The organism is Bariatricus sp. HCP28S3_F11 (assembly GCF_052065395.1).
In the GTDB taxonomy this organism is placed as follows: Bacteria; Bacillota; Clostridia; order Lachnospirales; family Lachnospiraceae; genus Allocoprococcus.
On the sequence record NZ_JBQHUC010000033.1, the window covers coordinates 17,810 to 35,490 of the forward strand.

General features: G+C 44.3%; 16 protein-coding genes, 1 pseudogene and 1 riboswitch. Of the genes and pseudogenes, 10 read left to right on the forward strand and 7 right to left on the reverse strand.

The genetic code is table 11. The features are described from left to right. Window positions 1-220 precede the first annotated feature (220 nt). Window positions 221-1,615, forward strand: a complete 1,395-nt coding sequence (locus ACTNBR_RS13205) for a uracil-xanthine permease family protein (protein WP_441018549.1) — start codon at window positions 221-223, stop codon at window positions 1,613-1,615. Window positions 1,616-1,668: 53 nt separating this feature from the next. On the opposite strand, the gene ACTNBR_RS13210 is transcribed toward ACTNBR_RS13205, so the two are convergent. Together ACTNBR_RS13210 and ACTNBR_RS13215 are read right to left on the reverse strand one after the other, a co-directional pair. Beyond that, window positions 1,669-2,511: a YitT family protein gene (locus ACTNBR_RS13210; RefSeq protein ID WP_427805448.1), complete on the reverse strand. Its 843-nt coding sequence runs from the start codon at window positions 2,509-2,511 to the stop codon at window positions 1,669-1,671. Window positions 2,512-2,569: 58 nt separating this feature from the next. Continuing rightward, entirely contained in the window at window positions 2,570-3,226 is a 657-nt protein-coding gene (locus ACTNBR_RS13215) for a Crp/Fnr family transcriptional regulator (RefSeq protein ID WP_441018547.1), read from the reverse strand. Between the two features lie 194 nt (window positions 3,227-3,420). After that, a riboswitch (cyclic di-GMP riboswitch) is annotated at window positions 3,421-3,507 on the forward strand. A 94-nt stretch (window positions 3,508-3,601) separates the two neighbouring features. On the opposite strand from ACTNBR_RS13215, the pseudogene ACTNBR_RS13220 reads away from it, so the two are divergent. From ACTNBR_RS13220 to ACTNBR_RS13230, 3 genes and pseudogenes are all read left to right on the forward strand, one after another. Beyond that, window positions 3,602-4,011 (forward strand): annotated as a pseudogene (locus ACTNBR_RS13220) (VTC domain-containing protein). A 130-nt stretch (window positions 4,012-4,141) separates the two neighbouring features. Beyond that, window positions 4,142-5,029, forward strand: coding sequence for a DMT family transporter (locus ACTNBR_RS13225; RefSeq protein WP_427805451.1), 888 nt, complete (start codon window positions 4,142-4,144; stop codon window positions 5,027-5,029). A gap of 16 nt (window positions 5,030-5,045) precedes the next feature. Beyond that, a complete protein-coding gene (locus ACTNBR_RS13230; RefSeq protein WP_441018545.1) occupies window positions 5,046-6,221 on the forward strand; it encodes a M20/M25/M40 family metallo-hydrolase in 1,176 nt (391 codons plus the stop codon). A gap of 60 nt (window positions 6,222-6,281) precedes the next feature. Here the strand turns inward: ACTNBR_RS13230 and glgD are convergent, their stop codons facing one another. The 4 genes from glgD to ACTNBR_RS13250 all read right to left on the reverse strand — a co-directional run bounded on the left by glgD (window position 6,282) and on the right by ACTNBR_RS13250 (window position 10,720). Beyond that, window positions 6,282-7,397: a glucose-1-phosphate adenylyltransferase subunit GlgD gene (gene glgD, locus ACTNBR_RS13235; RefSeq protein WP_441018543.1), complete on the reverse strand. Its 1,116-nt coding sequence runs from the start codon at window positions 7,395-7,397 to the stop codon at window positions 6,282-6,284. A 1-nt stretch (window position 7,398) separates the two neighbouring features. Continuing rightward, the gene (locus ACTNBR_RS13240) at window positions 7,399-8,535 is read right to left on the reverse strand and encodes a glucose-1-phosphate adenylyltransferase (RefSeq protein WP_427805457.1); all 1,137 of its coding nucleotides are present in this window, start codon (window positions 8,533-8,535) and stop codon (window positions 7,399-7,401) included. 137 nt (window positions 8,536-8,672) lie between these two features. Continuing rightward, window positions 8,673-9,914 carry an MFS transporter gene (locus ACTNBR_RS13245; RefSeq protein ID WP_441018541.1) on the reverse strand — a complete coding sequence of 414 codons (1,242 nt, stop codon included), beginning with the start codon at window positions 9,912-9,914 and terminating at the stop codon, window positions 8,673-8,675. Window positions 9,915-9,928: 14 nt separating this feature from the next. Next, window positions 9,929-10,720 carry a zinc dependent phospholipase C family protein gene (locus ACTNBR_RS13250; protein WP_427805460.1) on the reverse strand — a complete coding sequence of 264 codons (792 nt, stop codon included), beginning with the start codon at window positions 10,718-10,720 and terminating at the stop codon, window positions 9,929-9,931. 170 nt (window positions 10,721-10,890) lie between these two features. On the opposite strand from ACTNBR_RS13250, the gene ACTNBR_RS13255 reads away from it, so the two are divergent. Then, on the forward strand, window positions 10,891-11,826 hold the full coding sequence (locus ACTNBR_RS13255; protein WP_427805674.1) for an alpha/beta hydrolase: 936 nt from the start codon (window positions 10,891-10,893) through the stop codon (window positions 11,824-11,826). Window positions 11,827-11,831: 5 nt separating this feature from the next. Continuing rightward, window positions 11,832-13,646 (forward strand): DUF6320 domain-containing protein, encoded by a 1,815-nt coding sequence (locus tag ACTNBR_RS13260; protein ID WP_441018539.1) that lies wholly within the window; start codon window positions 11,832-11,834, stop codon window positions 13,644-13,646. A gap of 20 nt (window positions 13,647-13,666) precedes the next feature. Here ACTNBR_RS13260 and ACTNBR_RS13265 read toward each other — a convergent pair whose 3' ends face one another. Further along, on the reverse strand, window positions 13,667-14,527 hold the full coding sequence (locus ACTNBR_RS13265; RefSeq protein ID WP_427805463.1) for a radical SAM protein: 861 nt from the start codon (window positions 14,525-14,527) through the stop codon (window positions 13,667-13,669). Window positions 14,528-14,722: 195 nt separating this feature from the next. On the opposite strand from ACTNBR_RS13265, the gene ACTNBR_RS13270 reads away from it, so the two are divergent. The 4 genes from ACTNBR_RS13270 (at window position 14,723) to ACTNBR_RS13285 (ending at window position 17,447) form a co-directional block, all read left to right on the forward strand. Beyond that, a complete protein-coding gene (locus tag ACTNBR_RS13270; protein ID WP_441018537.1) occupies window positions 14,723-15,886 on the forward strand; it encodes an FtsW/RodA/SpoVE family cell cycle protein in 1,164 nt (387 codons plus the stop codon). A 100-nt stretch (window positions 15,887-15,986) separates the two neighbouring features. Beyond that, entirely contained in the window at window positions 15,987-16,826 is an 840-nt protein-coding gene (locus ACTNBR_RS13275) for a DegV family protein (RefSeq protein ID WP_427819083.1), read from the forward strand. A gap of 18 nt (window positions 16,827-16,844) precedes the next feature. Continuing rightward, the gene (locus ACTNBR_RS13280) at window positions 16,845-16,979 is read left to right on the forward strand and encodes a helix-turn-helix transcriptional regulator (protein WP_441018536.1); all 135 of its coding nucleotides are present in this window, start codon (window positions 16,845-16,847) and stop codon (window positions 16,977-16,979) included. Window positions 16,980-17,228: 249 nt separating this feature from the next. Next, window positions 17,229-17,447 carry a hypothetical protein gene (locus ACTNBR_RS13285; protein ID WP_272709081.1) on the forward strand — a complete coding sequence of 73 codons (219 nt, stop codon included), beginning with the start codon at window positions 17,229-17,231 and terminating at the stop codon, window positions 17,445-17,447. The last annotated feature ends 234 nt before the right edge of the window (window positions 17,448-17,681 follow it).

Here is a 17,681-nt window from a genome sequence, read left to right on the forward strand (position 1 = left end):
TGTTGGTGATAGGAATAAGAAATTAAATAGTTAAAAAAGGAACTTCCATTGCACTTATTTTGCGTGGGAGTTTTTGACATACATATGGAGTTTGGCATATGCGCTTTTCCGATTGTATGAAATAATCGAAAAATATTTATTTGACTCAGTTCTTGCGTATTTGACAATGATATACTATTATAGAAAAGTAATATATTTACATAAGTAAGGAGAGAGTAAAGTGAATAACGTAGAAAACAAAGGAGCGGAGTATGATTTTTATGGGAAACTTCCTCTTAAAAAAGCAATTCCGTTGGGTCTTCAACATGTTTTGGCAATGTTTGTAGGTAACCTTACGCCGCTGCTTATTATTACGGGAGCATGTGGGCTGGTAGGTGCTGAATTTGCGGATCTTCAGGTAGAACTGCTGCAGAATGCAATGATCGTGGCTGGTATTGTCACGCTGGTTCAGCTTTATGCAATCGGACCAATCGGAGGGAAGGTGCCGATCATCATGGGTACCAGTTCCGGATTCATAGGAGTATTTAATAGTGTGGTAGGTGTCATGGGAGGCGGTGCAGCTGCGTATGGTGCCATCATGGGAGCCTCTGTTCTGGGCGGTTTGTTTGAAAGTGTGCTTGGATTTTTGATCAAACCTTTGAGAAAATTCTTCCCGGCAGTCGTGACCGGAACGGTAGTACTTTCCATCGGATTGTCATTGATCGGAGTGGGTGTCAATTCATTTGGAGGAGGAAATAATGCGAACGACTTTGGTTCTGTAGAGAATCTGCTTCTGGGATTCCTTGTGCTGGTGGTGATTATTATCCTTAAACATGGAACGACCGGAATGACCAGCGCGTCCTCCATTTTAATTGGAATTATCGTAGGTTACATAGCAGCGGCCATCATGGGAGCTGTACTTCCGCACACCGCTGTCAATGCTGAGGGTGTGGAGTATACGAAGGCATGGGTGTTGAATTGGGATAAAGTAGCGCAGGCAGAATGGATCGCACTGCCGTCTTTGCTCCCGGTAAAGTTGAGATTTGATCTTCGTGCGATTATTCCTGTCCTGATCATGTTCGTTGTGACGGCCGTGGAGACGGTCGGCGATATTTCCGGTGTTATGGAAGGCGGAATGGGAAGAGAGGCGACAGACAGTGAGCTTTCCGGAGGTGTGGTATGTGACGGAGTCGGCTCCAGTTTCGCAGCGCTTTTTGGAGTGCTTCCGAATACTTCTTTCAGCCAGAATGTCGGTCTGGTAACGATGACGAAGATCGTAAACCGCGGTGCTCTTGCAATCGGTGCGTTATTTTTGATTCTTTGCGGACTGTTCCCGAAACTGGCAGCGCTGATCTCCATTATGCCGCAGAGTGTCCTGGGAGGTGCAGCTGTTATGATGTTCTCATCCATTGTCATTAGTGGTATTCAGCTTATAACAAAAGAGACGTTGACGATGCGGAATATTACTATCGTATCGGTTGCATTGGGATTGGGATATGGAATTGGTGTGAACAGCGGCATTTTATCGCAGCTGCCGCAGGCACTTCAGCTTGTGTTCGGCGGATCCGGAATTGTACCGGCTGCGATTATTGCGATTGTTTTGAATATTGCACTTCCAAAAGAAAAGGAAGTATAAAACAGAAGATGTGGCCTTTGGTAAAAGGACGTGAATACAGCATCCGCAGGTGCCTACCTCCGGATGCTGTATCCGCGTCCGCCCACATAATTTACCCCATTAATCACCGTAAAAGCATAGGGGTCTACCGTATAAATCATTTTCTTAACTGAACTGACTTTATTATAAGGCAGAATAGTCAGTATGACTTTTGCTTTCTCTTTTTGATATCCGCTTTCAGCATTTAATAATGTAACTCCGGTATCAAATGTCTTCAGCAGATGTTCACGGATCGTCTCGCGTTCTTTTGAGAAAATCAACAGCTGTACTTTGGATTCACCCTGTGTGATGATTTTGTTTACCATGATGCTGCTGCACAGAATGACGACAATTCCGTAAACCGTTGAAAGAAGCGGTTTGGATACTGATTGATACAAAATGATCACGAAATCACAGACGTACATGACTGAAGATACCGGAATCTGGAATTTTTTGTTGAGGACAACTCCTAAAATATCAAAACCGCCGCTGGAACCATTTGCACGGAGAATCAGACCGGAGCCGATACCTAAGAGACAGCCTGCGAGCAGACTGCTCAGGAAAGGGTCGGCGGACAGCGCGTCGAATATTGTGATTCTGCCGAATAGTTCAAGAAGAGTCGGGAACAGAAAGGTCATGATCAGAGTCTTGAAAATGAACTCTTTTCCGGCAAAGATCCATCCCAGTGCAAAAAGAATCAGGTTGATGGCGAGTACGATCCAGGATAAAGGCAGGTTCATAAAACCAGACAGTATGACGGAAAGACCGGTCACACCGCCTGCCACAAAGCCCTGTGGAAGGACGAAAAGGCCAAATGCGGCAGCGGTCAGGGTCCCGCCGAAAATGATCATAATATAAGAAATAAATTTATTTTTCATATTTTTTACCTCCGGGCACTATTATAAAAGTAATGTGTCCGGAAAACTGTAGCGTATGCTACAAATAAGCTCCGTTTTTGAGGATTTGATATAAACCGTTCCGATCGGTGATCATAATTTTACCATAGTGGCTTTTCAGAAGGCCCTGATCGGCAAAAGCGGAAAGAACCCTTGATACGGTTACCCGGTTCAGACCCAGAGTTTCTGCGATTTCGGCGTGTGTATAAGGAAGGACATTGTCCAGGATTCCTTTGTCCCGGTTGGGGGAAGCCGTCTCTTCCAACAGAAAACTTGCAATGCGTTTTCGGCTGTCGTAGTTGGTGAGGCGGTATATCTGTCTTGAAAGATGATTACACGTCTCGCTTAAATGCTGGAAAAGGAGAACCATCAATTCGGGCGTTTCGCACAGCAGTGGGATCAGGTCGGAGACCAGACAAGTGGCAAGGCGTACCTCGGTAACTGCGGCAACACTGGTTGGGCGAACATGATCACTCAGAAAAGAGGATTCGCCGAATATACGGCCTTTTTCCAGAATCTCCAGAGTCGTTTCACGCCCGGAAGAAGAAAGGGTATATACGCGGACTCTGCCTGATAGAATCAGGTATAAATAGTCGGCGGAATCATTTTGAAGATAGATAAATTCGCCTTTTTGATAGGTCTTCTGTGAGCCGATCGTACAAAAGATATCAAAGTATTTCTCGGGTATTTTAATCATAAGCGTTTCCTTTCCGGTATCAATATAATAGAATAATATGTATTTATTATAACAGATGGCTGATAAGAAGTGTCCGGGAAAATAAAAGATATTTGGATGGTGACAAAGAACGCGTGAAAAGTGTGTGGAAGAAACATGTGAAAAAAGATGATGAATGTTGACGTAATTGAAAAATATGGTGTATAATAATCGCATCAATTGATTGTCAAACCTGCTGAAAGGCAGGGACGGAAAGCTAAGCGTCTAAGCAAGAAATGATGTATGATAGGCTGGCTGCAACGGAATGGGTTGCAGCCGGCTTTTTGTTTTGAAAGAAGACAAGACTCCCACTACTACAGGTGGTGAGTTGCGTTTCAGGACAGGCTGAACAGGAGGATGCAATTGAATCGAGCATTTCGTGAAGAGAAGAAATTTCTTATTAATGTTGAAGAATTCATTAAAAAGAGCCACCAGTTGGAACAGGTGCTTATACAGGATGAACACAATGGAACAAATGGTTATATGATTCGTTCTCTATATTTTGACACAGTCTATAACGACGATTATTTTGAAAAGCAGGCGGGGTGGAATGTAGAAGGAAGATTCGGCTGCGGTGTTACGATCCGGACAGCAATTATGCAATGCTGGAGATGAAGCAGAAGCAGGGAAGCAGTCAGCTGAAACGGTCACTCAGAATGACAAGAGAAGATGCCATGAGAATGATGCAGGGTTATTATTATTCCAGAGTCTTTCCGAAAGAATTTACAATGGAATATTATCAGAAATACATGGCTGATCTGGAGTAATTTCCAGATCGCCCATTTTATTGGTGGTCATGCGGAAGAAAATGTATTATACTAGATAGAAATGGGGCGGAAATCAGAAAAATGTTTTTCGGAATCATTTTAGAATTGTGATAATGAAAGAGAGAAGTTCATGGAAAAGAAACAATTTACCGGACATATCATGGCAGCAATTTCAGTCGTTATCTGGGGAACGACTTTTATCTCAAGCAAGATACTGCTTGAAGATTTTTCACCGATCGAATTGCTGCTTTTAAGATTTGTGATCGGATATATCATTTTGTGGATCATGAGTCCACGGAAAATGGAAGTGACGGATAGAAAGCATGAGCTGTATTTTGCAGGTGCCGGACTTACGGGAATCTGTCTGTATTATCTGTTTGAAAATGTAGCGCTTCTCTATACGCAGGCGTCAAATGTGGGAGTCATCACTTCAATCTCACCATTTTTTATCGGCATCAGTGCGCACCTGTTTTTGAAAGATGAGAAATTGAAGAAAAGCTTTTTTGTCGGATTTGTTTTCGCAATCGTAGGAATTGCGATGATTAGTTTCAGTGGACAGGATGGTGTCCGGCTTAATTTTGCAGGGGACATGCTGAGTGTGGTGGCTGCGATGATGTGGGGGCTTTATGCGATTCTGGCCAGAAAGGCGGGAGACTTCGGGTATCCGGTGATCCCTGCCACCAGAAGGATGTTCTTTTACGGCATCCTGATGATGATTCCGCTGGCATTTGTTTTCGGATTTGATGTCAAGGCGGTGCAATTTGGAACTCCCGGAAATCTGCTGAATTTATTATATCTGAGTGTGGGCGCATGTGCAGTCTGCTTTGTGACATGGAACCGGGCAGTGGAAATTCTGGGAGCGATTAAGACCAGTGTTTATATTTATCTGATTCCGGTCATCACGATCATTACATCGATTGTTGTCCTGCATGAGAAGATCACATGGATGTCAGCAGCAGGAACGGTGCTCACAATGACTGGGGTGATCATATCGGAACGTATGGGAAATGCAGGTTAGCGAAGGAGGAGAAAATATGTTGAGTGAAGAGATGAGGGAGTTTATTCAGGATCATGAAGAAGAAGCACTTGAACTTCTGAAAGAACTGGCGCAGATTCCGGCACCGTCGAATCAGGAGGAGAAGCGTGCAAAGTTCTGCCGTGACTGGCTGGAAAGGCAGGGGGCACAAGGGGTGTATATGGATGAAGCGTTCAATGTGATATACCCGGTCGATATCCATCAAGCGGAAGAAATCGATGTGTATATGGCACACCTGGATGTGGTGTTTCCTGATACGGAAGCGCTTCCGTTAACAGAATGTGACGGGAAAATCTATTGTCCGGGAATCGGAGATGATACAGCCTGTGTGGTTTGTCTTTTGATGGCGGCAAAATATATTGCAGGTAAGATCAGAAACGGTGAATGGGAAAAGGAACAGAAAGGATTCGGAGAGCAACAGAAGAAGAACGGAGCGGCGGGCATGCTGCTGGTATGCAATTCTGGAGAAGAGGGACTTGGAAATCTGAAAGGAGTTAAAGCAATCTGCCGGGGTTACGGAGAACGAATCCGGAATTTCTGTACATTTGACAGTGAACTTGACAAAATTGTAAACCGCGCGGTCGGCTCAAAACGGTACCGAATCCGGATAGCCACAGAAGGCGGACATTCTTTCGGAGATTTCGGAAAAGATAACGCAATCGAGAAAATGGCCGGAATCATCGAGAAGCTCTATCGCGTTCAAGTGCCGGAAGGCGGGAAGACAACCTATAATGTGGGATTGATCTCCGGGGGAACCGGGGTGAATGTGATTGCCCAGAATGCGGAGATACTGTATGAATTCCGTTCCGACACCAGTGAACATTTGCAGATGATGGAACAGTATTTTGAGAAGACGATACGGGAAGAGAAAGATAAAGGGCTGGATATAGAATATGAGGTGATCGGACTTCGCCCGTGTGGCAAAGGTGTGGATGCGGCCAGGCAGGAAAGGCTGACGGAAAAAGCAATGAAGGCAGTAAAAAACGTGATCGGAAAGAATCCGGAGCAGAACTGCGGTTCTACCGACTGTAATATTCCGCTTTCAATGGGAATCCCTTCGGTCTGTGTGGGATGTTACTATGGACATGGTGCACATACAAGAGAGGAATATATAGAGAAGGATTCGCTTATTTTGGGAATACAGGTGGCATTCGAAATGATCTTTGGAGAATAAAATAATCAATTATAAAAGCGGGGCATACCGGTCAGATATGCTCCGCTTTGTGTTCCCTTATTAAAGAGTATCTTCACGTTTGATATATCCCGGATGATCAGCCGGAGCAATGATTTCTTTTGCATGGATCACTTGTGCTCTCCGGTCAACAACCAAATTCTCAAGATGTACGTTTTCTGCGATTTCAACACCTGGGAATACCACACAATTCTTTACAACAGCACCAGGTTTCACGACGCATCCACGTCCGAGAATTGAATTCTCGATCGTACCTTCGATCAGGCAGCCGTTGGAAACAACAGAGGATTTCACGCTTGCTGTTTCAAGATACTTCGTCGGGCAGGAGTCATTGGTACGTGTGTAGATCGGCCAGTCCTCATCAAAAAGGCTCATTGCTGATTTGTAGTCGATCAACGACATGTTAGCATCATAGTAGCTCTTGAAATCTGTGATGGAAGCAAAATAACCGCGATGAGAAATTCCGCGCACATCCAGTTCTTCACATTCTGCACTGACGATGTCAGCCAGTGTGTACATAGAAGAAAGTTTGTGAGCTTTCTGTACGAGCTCGATAAACAAATCTTTCTTCATAATATATGTATCCATGAAAATATTTCTGTTCTTAGCATTACCGTGATTCTTCTCGATAGAAAGAACACCTTTCTGACGGTTCAGGTTCAAAGTATTGCAGTTCAGGAATGCTTCTTTTGCATTATCAACTGAATGGTACAGAACTGTGATATCCGCACCGGAATCTATATGATTCTGAAGCAGAGTATCATAGTTTGCAGTGTATACCATGTAGTTCGGTGCGATGACTACATATGGATGATGCATTCTCTGAATGCATTCCAGGTTCTCCATAAACATGGCGATGTCCGTGTTATAGATACTGTGCTCAGCACCATCCTCGGAAAACAGGATCTGCAGATTGCCGCGTTTTGAGTTGATATTGTATTGGCGTCCACTTCCGAGATGTTCGACAAGAGAACGAGGTTTTCTTCTGATATATACCTGGATGCGGTCAATGTCACTGTTACTCATATTAGAAATTGCAAAGTCTATTACTCGATATCTTCCGAGAAAAGAGAACGAACCGATTGGACGATAGTCCTGAAGTCCCTCTACCCAGATATCTCTGCCGGAAGAAGTGACGATTCCAAATGCGTTATACATATTATTCTACCCCCTTTACACGTTTTGCTACCAGTTCGATATGTTCGCTGTCAGCAGAACCGACAACAGCCTGTTTGCCGATCTTAATGCCGTCGGCAACCAGAGCGCGGGTAACAACGGCTCCGTCTTCCACTTCAACACCCGGCATCAGTACACTGTCGATAATCTTGGCGCCTTCCCCAACTTTAACTCCGGTGAAAAGAACGGAGTTCGTGATTTCGCCGTTGATGGTACAGCCCTGTGTGATGAAAGCCTTGTTGATCTTAGCTTCAGCGCCTATGTAATGAGGAAGAGTTGTAACGTCTTCGGTATAAATCTTCCAGGTCGGATCGCTTAAATCAAGCTCGTTTCCATTTAAAAGATCCATATTTGCTTCCCAAAGGGAATCGATGGTTCCTACATCTTTCCAGTATCCCTGGAATTTATAAGCAACCAGTTTTCTTCCGTCATTCAGCATGGTCGGAATGATATCCTTACCAAAGTCGTGATTAGACTCCGTATTCTTCATATCTGCCAACAGCATTTTGCGAAGCAGCTTCCAGTTGAAAATGTAGATACCCATGGAAGCAAGATTGCTCTTCGGCTGTGGCGGTTTCTCTTCGAATTCTACGATCGTGCCTTCTTCGTCTGTATTCATGATGCCGAAACGGCTTGCTTCTTTCATCGGTACTTCGATAACGGCAATCGTAGCATCAGCATTACATGCTCTGTGATGGGCAAGCATCTTGGCGTAATTCATTTTGTAAATATGGTCTCCGGAAAGTACAAGAAGATATTCTGGAGAATAAGAATCGATGAAATCAATGTTCTGGGAAATGGCATCAGCAGTTCCACGGTAAACATCCAGATTGGAATCCGCTTTCTCACGTGGTGGAAGTACAAAAACACCGCTATCTTTTGCGTCAAGTCCCCATCTGCCGCCTGCAGCTACGTAGCTGTTCAGCAGAACGGATTCGTACTGTGTCAGAACACCGACAACATCGATTCCGCTGTTTGCACAGTTACTGAGGGGAAAATCAACGATACGGTACTTCCCACCATATGAGACGGCCGGTTTTGCCACTTTATTGGTCAGGTCATGAAGACGGGAACCACGTCCACCAGCCAAAATCATTGCTAACATATTATTTTGCTTCATAAGTGAACCCTCTCTTTCGCTTGATGCAATATATTATACAATTTTTTTGCTCATATTTCCATATTTTTGTGCAAAAAAATCATATTTCTTTGGAAAAAGCTGGCAAATTATAAATAATTACCAGAAATCATCGCTAATCACGCTTTGTTTAGTTTTGCGGCTTTGCAGAAAAGAACATATCCGATGATAAACATCACGGAAATGATTGCAACACCGGCATTTGCTACATTGGTAATCTGGGCAACCAGTCCGACCAGTGTGGTTCCCATGAAAGAGGCTCCTTTTCCGCAGATATCGTATATACCAAAGTATTCTCCGGATTTCTCCGCAGGGATGATCTTGGCGAAGTAAGAGCGGGAGAGTGCCTGAATCGCGCCTTGGAACATACCGACAAGAACAGCGAGCAGCCAGAACTCCCATTGCTTATCAAGCTGGATGGCGAAGAGTGCAATTCCGGTGTAAGCTGCGATGCAGATTTTGATCAGAAAATCGGTATCAAACTTCTTGGAGAGCACGGAAAAAATCAGGGCACATGGAAAAGCAACAAGCTGAGTGACCAAAAGGGCAAGTAACAATCCCTGTGAATCCAGGCCCAGTGCACTTCCGTAAGCGGTAGCCATTTCGATGATCGTATACACACCATCTATGAAAAAGAAAAATGAAAGCAGATACAAAAAAATGTTTTTTTGTTTCTTTATATCCCTCAGAGTGACTGCAAGGCGTTTAAAACTGTTTTTGATCGGATGAGCGGGCAGTTCCACATAATTTGTCTGATGATAATTTTTCAGCAATGGAATCGTGACAACAAGCCACCAGAGTGCATTAAGAAAAAAGGCAAGCATCATGGCAGTGGTCATGGAAATCCCGATTTTATCGTACATCAGAACAAAAACCAGAGATATAACAAATGGAATGCAGCTTCCGATGTATCCCCATGCATAACCGTGTGATGAAACGGAGTCCATTTTCTCTTCTGTTGTGATATCGACCAGCATGGAATCATAGAAAATCAGGCTGGCATTGTATCCCACTTTTGCAATTACGAAGACAGCCAGAAACAGGACCCATGATTTAGGAAAAGAGAGTGCTGCGCAGCCAAGTACCCCGACCATCATGGAGATTGTAAACAAGGGCTTTTTGAAATTGCGGGTGTCTGCCAATGTGCCGAGAATTGGACCAATGATGGCTACCATGACTGTTGCGACAGAAGCAGCATATCCCCAATAGGCAAGATAATCCACTTCGGATATTCCTGCATTACCGGCCAGGAAGTTGAAATAGATCGGAATGATCGTGGATACCAGCATAATAAATGCAGAATTTCCTACATCGTACAGAATCCAGCATTTTTCCAGTTTTGTAAGTTTTGTATTATTCATTCAGATGCCTCCTTCTATTCAAATGTGCGTTCAAAACGCGAATGGAGTTCTGTGCCGGTACAAAGACTTTCGTCAAAGCTGTAAAGCATGGTTACAGCGATGTCAACAGCACCTTTGAACCGCAGGTAAAGACCCTCGTTGCTGACTGTGCATTTGGGGTTGTCTTTCCGCTGATGCATCAGCCCCTTCCAATAATCATATTTTCCGGTTAAATGCATTGCTCCGTTCAGAATGGCCTGTTTGACGATACATGGAGCCGTAAAGATTCTTTTTACCAGTTTTAGGTCTTTCAATGCCTCCCGGATAATGACCGGATTCATATTACGGTAGAAAGGATAAATTGTTTTTGCGGTTACGCTGTCTGTCGGGACAAGATCAGCAAGTGGATAGGAAAGAGCATTCTTTCCGTCTTTGCGAAGAAGCATTTTTTCAAATTCTTCTTCAATTTCCAAATGTTCGACATCAAGAGCTTCCATCATTTCAGATACATAAGGATGACATTCACTGTCAAGAATGTAGTGGCAGATGAAACCCAGGAGATAGGCGTATTCCCGGCTGTCACGTCCTTTTTCTTTTACGACAGTCAGCGCATGTGTGAAGAAGGATGCTGCTGATACTTCGTGAAGGTGGTAACCATATTTGGATACACGATTACTTTTCCATGGCCGGTAAAAAAAGAAAATATCCGGTCCCTGGAGACCAATCTGAAATTGTACATAGTATTTGGAAATGATTTCGTTTAATTCTCCGTCTGTTTTTTGGGCTACTTTTTCCCCAAAACGGTTGTGTGCATAAAATGCAGGCATGTGTGTTTCCTCCCATCTGACTAAATCCTATTTTAACTATATAAGGTTAGCATAAAAATGTAAACGAAAAATTTGTTTGAAGTTAAAAGAAAATGAAGCTTCGCCGCTAATACTTGACATCTGTATGGAAAACCCGCAAAATGAATATTAGAAAACTGGAAGGAGATAATATGGATATCAATAAAGCAGCAAAGAAAATATTAAAAGCATTGTCTTTTGAAGAAATAGATGTGGAGAAGTCCAGACAGCTGGCAGATTTGAAACGGCTGGATCCTATGAAGATCTTCTATCGGACGGTAGATACACGTATTTACAATGGGGATCATCTGGTGCCGGTCCGGTTGTTTTTCCCGGATGAGAAGACATTTCAGGAAGAGCAGGTGGCAAATGGAATGCGGGTGATGCTGTTCCTGCATGGCGGCGGGTGGTCCACCGAACATGTAGATAATTATGAGAGGATATGTGCCCGCCTTGCGAATGCCACAGGGCATATCGTGGCGGCGATTGAATACCGGCTTGCTCCGGAGCACAAGTTCCCGACCGGGCTTGAGGACTGCTATGCGGTGGCGAAGGCAATGTATGAAAAAGAGTTTCTTTTGAATGTGAATTCAGAGGATATCACACTGATAGGAGACAGCGCAGGAGGAAATCTGGCTGCAGCACTTTCACTAATGGCAAGAGACAGAGGAGAATTTCTCCCCAGAAGGCAGATTCTAATCTACCCAGCAACGAATAATGATTATTCGGAAAATTCATCATTTGATTCTGTTAGGGAAAATGGGACAGATTATCTTCTGACAGCAGGAAAACTAAGAGATTACCTTGATTTTTACGCGGGGAAAGAAGAGGATCGGATGAATCCCTATTTTGCACCGATTCTGGAAGAGAATCTGCAAAATCAGCCGGATACGCTGGTCATAACCGCGGAATATGATCCATTAAGAGATGAGGGAGAGGCATATGGAAGAAAACTGGAAGCGGCAGGAAACAGGGTAGAAATCTACCGGATCAAGAACGCACTTCACGGTTTTTTTGCCCTGGGAATCAAAAGCAATCACGTACAGGAAAGTTTTGATATTATAAATAATTTTTTGAGGAGGGAATAGCCGTTATGCAGTCGAGGGGTGCGTATTGGCGGAAACTGGACAACGCGGCAAAACTTTTTTCGGCAGCAAGTACGAAAAGGGATACCCGTGTATTCCGCTTTTATTGTGAATTAAGAGAGGAAATTGAGGAAGCAAAGCTTCAGCAGGCGCTGGACAGGACGCTGGTTAAATATCCGATGTTCTTGTCGGTGATGAGAAAAGGCTTGTTCTGGCATTATCTTGAACAGAGTAATCTGCGCCCGGTCGTTCGGAAAGAAACCCGGGAACCTTGCAGAAATCTGTACATCCGGGACAAGAAAGAGCTTTTGTTTGAAGTGACATATTATAAGAAGAGGATTAATTTTGAGGTCTTTCATGCACTGACAGATGGGACGGGAGCCAGTGAATTTATTCGGGAGCTGGTGAAGAATTATTTGTTCCTAGTACATGAAGGGGACGGGCTGGCGGATCTTGAATTAAACGAGAAGACGGTTACTGTTTCGGACCAGGAAGACGACGGATTTGCGAAGTACTATTCTCGTGATAATAAGGGCAGAAAAAAGAACCGGAGAAAAGCATATCAGATTAGAAGAAACAGTGATCTCGGAAGCCTTCAGGTGACGGAAGCAGAAGTGAAAGTGGCGGATCTTGCGAAAAAGGCGAAGGAATATGGTGTGTCGATGACGGTGTACTTAACAGCGGTTCTGATGTGCGCGATTCACGGGAAAATGTCCAGGCGTCAGGAGGAAAAACCGGTGGCGCTTATGGTGCCTGTCAATCTGCGGAAATTTTTCCCGACAGATTCCATGCTGAATTTTTTTAGCTGGCTGGAGGTGGAACACCGTTTCGGTCAGGGAAAAGATAGTCTGAACGAAGTGATCCGTGAGGTGAAGCAATATTTTGACGAGGGCCTCACAAAAGAGAAAATGAGGGAACGGATGAGTGAATATTTTGCACTTGAAGTGCATCCGATCCTGCGGCTCGCACCGCTTGGATTAAAGAATTTCTGCATCGGTTTTGGATCACGCAGTTCGGCAAAGGAGATAACGGCGATTTTTTCCAATATGGGAATCATTCGTATGCCGGAAGACTATGCGAAGTATATTGAGCGTTTCGGTGTATTTACCAGCACACCGAAAGTGGAACTATGTATGTGTTCATTTGAAGAGAATGTTTATTTGGGATTTACGTCAAGATTTGACAGTTCGGTGATCAAGAAGAACTTTTTTTGCATTCTTGAACAAGAGGGAATCAAGGTGACACTGCTTGAGACTGAATATCCGGAAGAGGCGACTGCTGATTCGATTGGAATGAAAGTTTTTCGGATATTTACCTTCTTATGTATTGCGGCAGCGGTCATCGCACTGGGGAGTGATTATTGTGTGGATGGACATTTCGGATTATCACTGAAAATATGCGGGGGTGCATTCAGTATGTGGCTTGCACTTGCGGTTGCATTCTTTAAACGATACAATCTTTTGAAAAATGCTATGTGGCAGCTGGCTGTGGTGACGACCGTCTGTACAGTGTGGGATCTGCTGACAGGATGGCACGGATGGTCGGTGGATTTTGTTTTTCCGGTTGTCAGTATTGTGATTATCATTTCCATGATGATCATTTCCAAAATATACTACCGCCATCCAAAACAGTATATGATCTACTTTGTGATGGCGGCAGGGTATGGACTGTTTTTCCCGCTGGTTTTTATCCTGACAGGGCTGGTTAACGTGACGGCACCGTCGGTCATCAGTATTGCATTTTCATTCCTGACACTCACCGCGCTGATCCTTTTTAAAGGGCGCGAGTTCCGCGAGGAAATGGAAAAGACATTTCATGTATAGAATGATTGAAAACGAAATAGCTATGGTCTGGCGAGCAGGTAATCGATTGCACGAAGAAGGTCTTTTTTCTGGTCGGGAAGCATTCCGTAAATGGTATACTGGTCCAGAACGGTCGTGTCTTCGAACAGACAGTCCTTCACGTGCAGATTTTCAAGCATCAGGCGCTCTTCCAAAAGGATTTCTTCCGGAGTCATCATCTGGAAAAATCCTTTTTGTGCTTCTTTGCAGAGCTTTGTGTCTTCCCAGAGCTTCAGCTTCAGACACCATATGTTTTTTGGATGGAGCTGATTCAGAAGTCGGGCTGTTTCTAGTGCATGGAGATGGGAATACTCACGTCCGCCAAGTCCGGGGATAATGGTGACAAAGTAATCGATGCCTGTTTGCTCCAGACGATGCAGAGCATCCAGAATCTGTGCGGATGTCACGCCCTTGCACCGTTCTGCCAGAATCGGGTCGCTTCCGCTCTCCACTCCGATATGAAGAGCGGCAACGCCTCTGGATTTCAGCAGTCGCAATTCTTCATCTGTTTTCCGGAGTATGTCATCAGCACGGGAATACATGGCGATTCTATGTACATTGGGCATATATTTTGCGACAAGATCAATGATCTGACATAAGAATTCAGTGGAGAGGCAGAATGCGTTTTCACCGAGCAGAAACAGCCTTGTATTTTCTGGTTGAAGCATTCCGAGGATCTGCAGATTGTGTTCAATGCGGGAAAGCGGATGAATGCAGAATTCATCCCGGGCAAAATCACAGAAAGTACATTTGTGCCAGCTGCATCCAAGGGCAACTTCCAGAGCGGCACTTCCTTCCTCTTGGGGTGGAATATAAATGGTTTCATGTGTATAAATGGATTGATAAAGTTCTTCTCGCGTCATGTCTGTTTTCCTTTCATAAAAAATGTTTCTATTGCGGATACAATATGGTTTCGTATATTCTGTCTATAGTGTACCACAAAACAGAAAGAAGAAGAATCTTCATTTTTAGGCAGATATTCTTGTGTGAAAGTGAAGAGGTGTGCTATACTTGTGCAGAGTAAGAAAAACAGGGGAAACCTGCTGGGAGTGTATGGAATGGCAAAAAATAAAAAGAAAAAAAGCAATAAGCCGACAACGATACGATATTTTGATTATAGCCTTCTTGCTGTGATGGTATTCCTGATCTGCTTCGGACTTGTGATGCTCTATAGTACCAGTGCGTATGAGGCACAGAGCAAGTTTAATGATGGAATGTATTATTTAAAAAGACAGGGAATCATCAGTATGGGAGGCCTTGTAATTATGCTGTTTGTTATCCGGATCGATTACCATCGATATGCGAAATACTCGGCAGCACTTTATGGATTTGCGATGCTTCTGATGGCGCTGGTAAAGTATTCGCCACTGGGATATGAGGTGTATGGAGCAAGAAGATGGCTGCAGATTCCGGGAACGGGACAGACCATGCAGCCTGCCGAGGTGACGAAGATTGCAGTCATTTTGTTTATACCTTATTTAATATGTAAGATGGGAAGCAAGGTTCATAAGCTGAAAGGAAGCCTTATGGTACTGGCGTGGGGAGCAGTAGCCGCTTTTGGTGTGTTCTATCTGACGGATAACCTGAGTTCGGCAATCATTGTAATGGGAATTGCCTGCTTCATATTATTTGTTGTACATAAGAAAATGAGACCGTTCGTTATCATTGGCGGATGTGGAGTCGGAGCATTTGTGGCAATCGCGGCTGTCCTTGGTAAAGTGCTGGAGAACAGTGATAATTTTCGGCTGCGCCGCATTATCGCATGGCTGAATCCGGAAAAATATGCATCGTCACTTTCGTTCCAGACTCTGCAGGGAATGTACGCGATTGGTTCCGGAGGCTTTTTTGGAAAAGGATTAGGCAATAGTGCACAGAAAATGATTATACCTGAAGTGCAAAATGACTTCATCCTTACGGTTATTTGTGAGGAACTAGGGGTATTCGGTGCTATTATGGTATTTGTATTGTTTGGACTGCTTTTGTATAGACTTCTGTTTATTGCACAAAATGCCCCGGATCTTTATGGAGCTCTGATCGTAACCGGAATTTTTTCTCATATTGCAATTCAGGTTATTCTGAATGTGGCAGTTGTGGTGAATCTGATTCCTAATACGGGAATTACACTGCCGTTTATCAGTTATGGTGGTACGTCTGTACTATTTCTTATGATTGAAATGGGAATTGCATTGGGAGTATCACGTAAGATAAAAATTGAGGAGTAAAAAAGTCTTTTTTTTCATTAGAGAGTGTGTTATCATATACAAAGTGGTAATGAAAACTACATATTGCGGAAGCTGAAGACGGATTCGGGAGGAATGATATATGAGTTATAAAATAATCGTAGACAGCTGTGGAGAGTTAACAGAAGAGATGAGAGCGTCAGGAATATTTGAGACGGCATCACTTGCGATGGATGTGGACGATTATCATATTATAGATGATGAGACATTTGATCAGGCGGATTTCTTGAAAAAAGTAGCGGAGAGTCCGAACTGTCCAAAGTCATGCTGCCCTTCACCGGAACGGTATATGGAGGGATACCGGTGTGATGCGGATCGGGTATATGTTGTGACTTTGTCTGCGGAGTTAAGTGGCTCTTATAACAGTGCTGTGCTAGGGGCAAATCTCTATCATGAGGAATATGGGGATAAGGATATTTATGTATTTAATTCCCGTTCTGCATCAATCGGTGAGACATTGATCGCATGTAAGATCATAGAATGTGAAGAAAATGAACTGATGTTTCCGGAAGTGATCGAAAAAGTGGAAGAGTATATTGAAGGACAGAATACATTTTTCGTTCTTGAGTCACTGGAAACGCTTCGGAAAAATGGGAGACTTACGGGACTTAAGGCGATCGCGGCAAACGTGCTGAATATCAAGCCAGTGATGGGATCTACTCCGAAAGGAGAGATATGCCAGCTGGGACAGGCCCGTGGAATGAAGAAAGCACTTCAGAAACTGGTGGATTGTGTGGAGGAAGGCTCTGTAAATGTTGAAAATAAAGTTCTGGCAATCTCGCACTGTAATTGCCCGGAACGTGCAGAAGTTTTGAGACAAATGCTGGATGAAAGACTTCATCCGCAGCAGATTCTTGTTCTGGATACGAGAGGAATCAGCAGTATGTATGCGAATGACGGAGGAGTGATCGTCGCGGTATAGTTGTATAGAATAGAGGGAATGACTTTGACATTAGCTGAGAAATTAAAAAGTGCAAGAGAAAATGCGGGATATTCTCAGAGCCAAGTCGCTGAAAGACTCAATATATCACGGCAAGCGGTCTCCAGATGGGAAAATGGGGGTTCACTTAGATAAAGATACCACATCAATAATCCCACGCTGACTTTTGCTCAACCGATACAGCCAGAGGGCTGGATAACAAGAAAAGGCGGTATGCGCCCCGTGGAGGGGTAGCGTACCGCCTTTTCTTGTGGGGGTTTCCAAAGGGGGCAACGCCCCCATTTGGCACACGACTTTGCGAAGCAAAGTGTAGTGTGTTATACGCTCTGTCGGCGTTGCCGCCGGGGAGGGCAAGGGCATTTGAAGCGGCAGGAAAACAGGGCTGTGCTTGCGTGGCGTAGAGCCGTAAGCACAGGTCTGGTTTCAACAGCAGACTGGGCGTATATGAAAGCCCCCGTCCCTCGTCCTACGCTCCGACTTGTGGACAAAGTGTCCCGAAGTTGTGGCTACACTCCCGGAAAAGTAACAGGACAGCGGGCAACCGTCAAGGCTGAAATGAACGGGCTTACACCCGGCCTTGACCGCCACCCGCCGTCCCGCTGAATGGGTGAACAAGGCGACCAATCCCTCAAAGTGCTTGGCCGCTCTCTTTCTGATTTTGGAGTGTTTCTTTTCTCATAATTGAAATGGGCGGGAAGCCATTTTAGGGCTTTCCCGCCTTGATTGCCCATCAGCAAAGCCAGACGGGACGGTCAACGGCGGCGCATGAAATTGAAGTGACCCCAAAAAGTTGGACAGTTTCTCAAGCTGACTTTGCCGCTTGAGAAACTGTCCAAC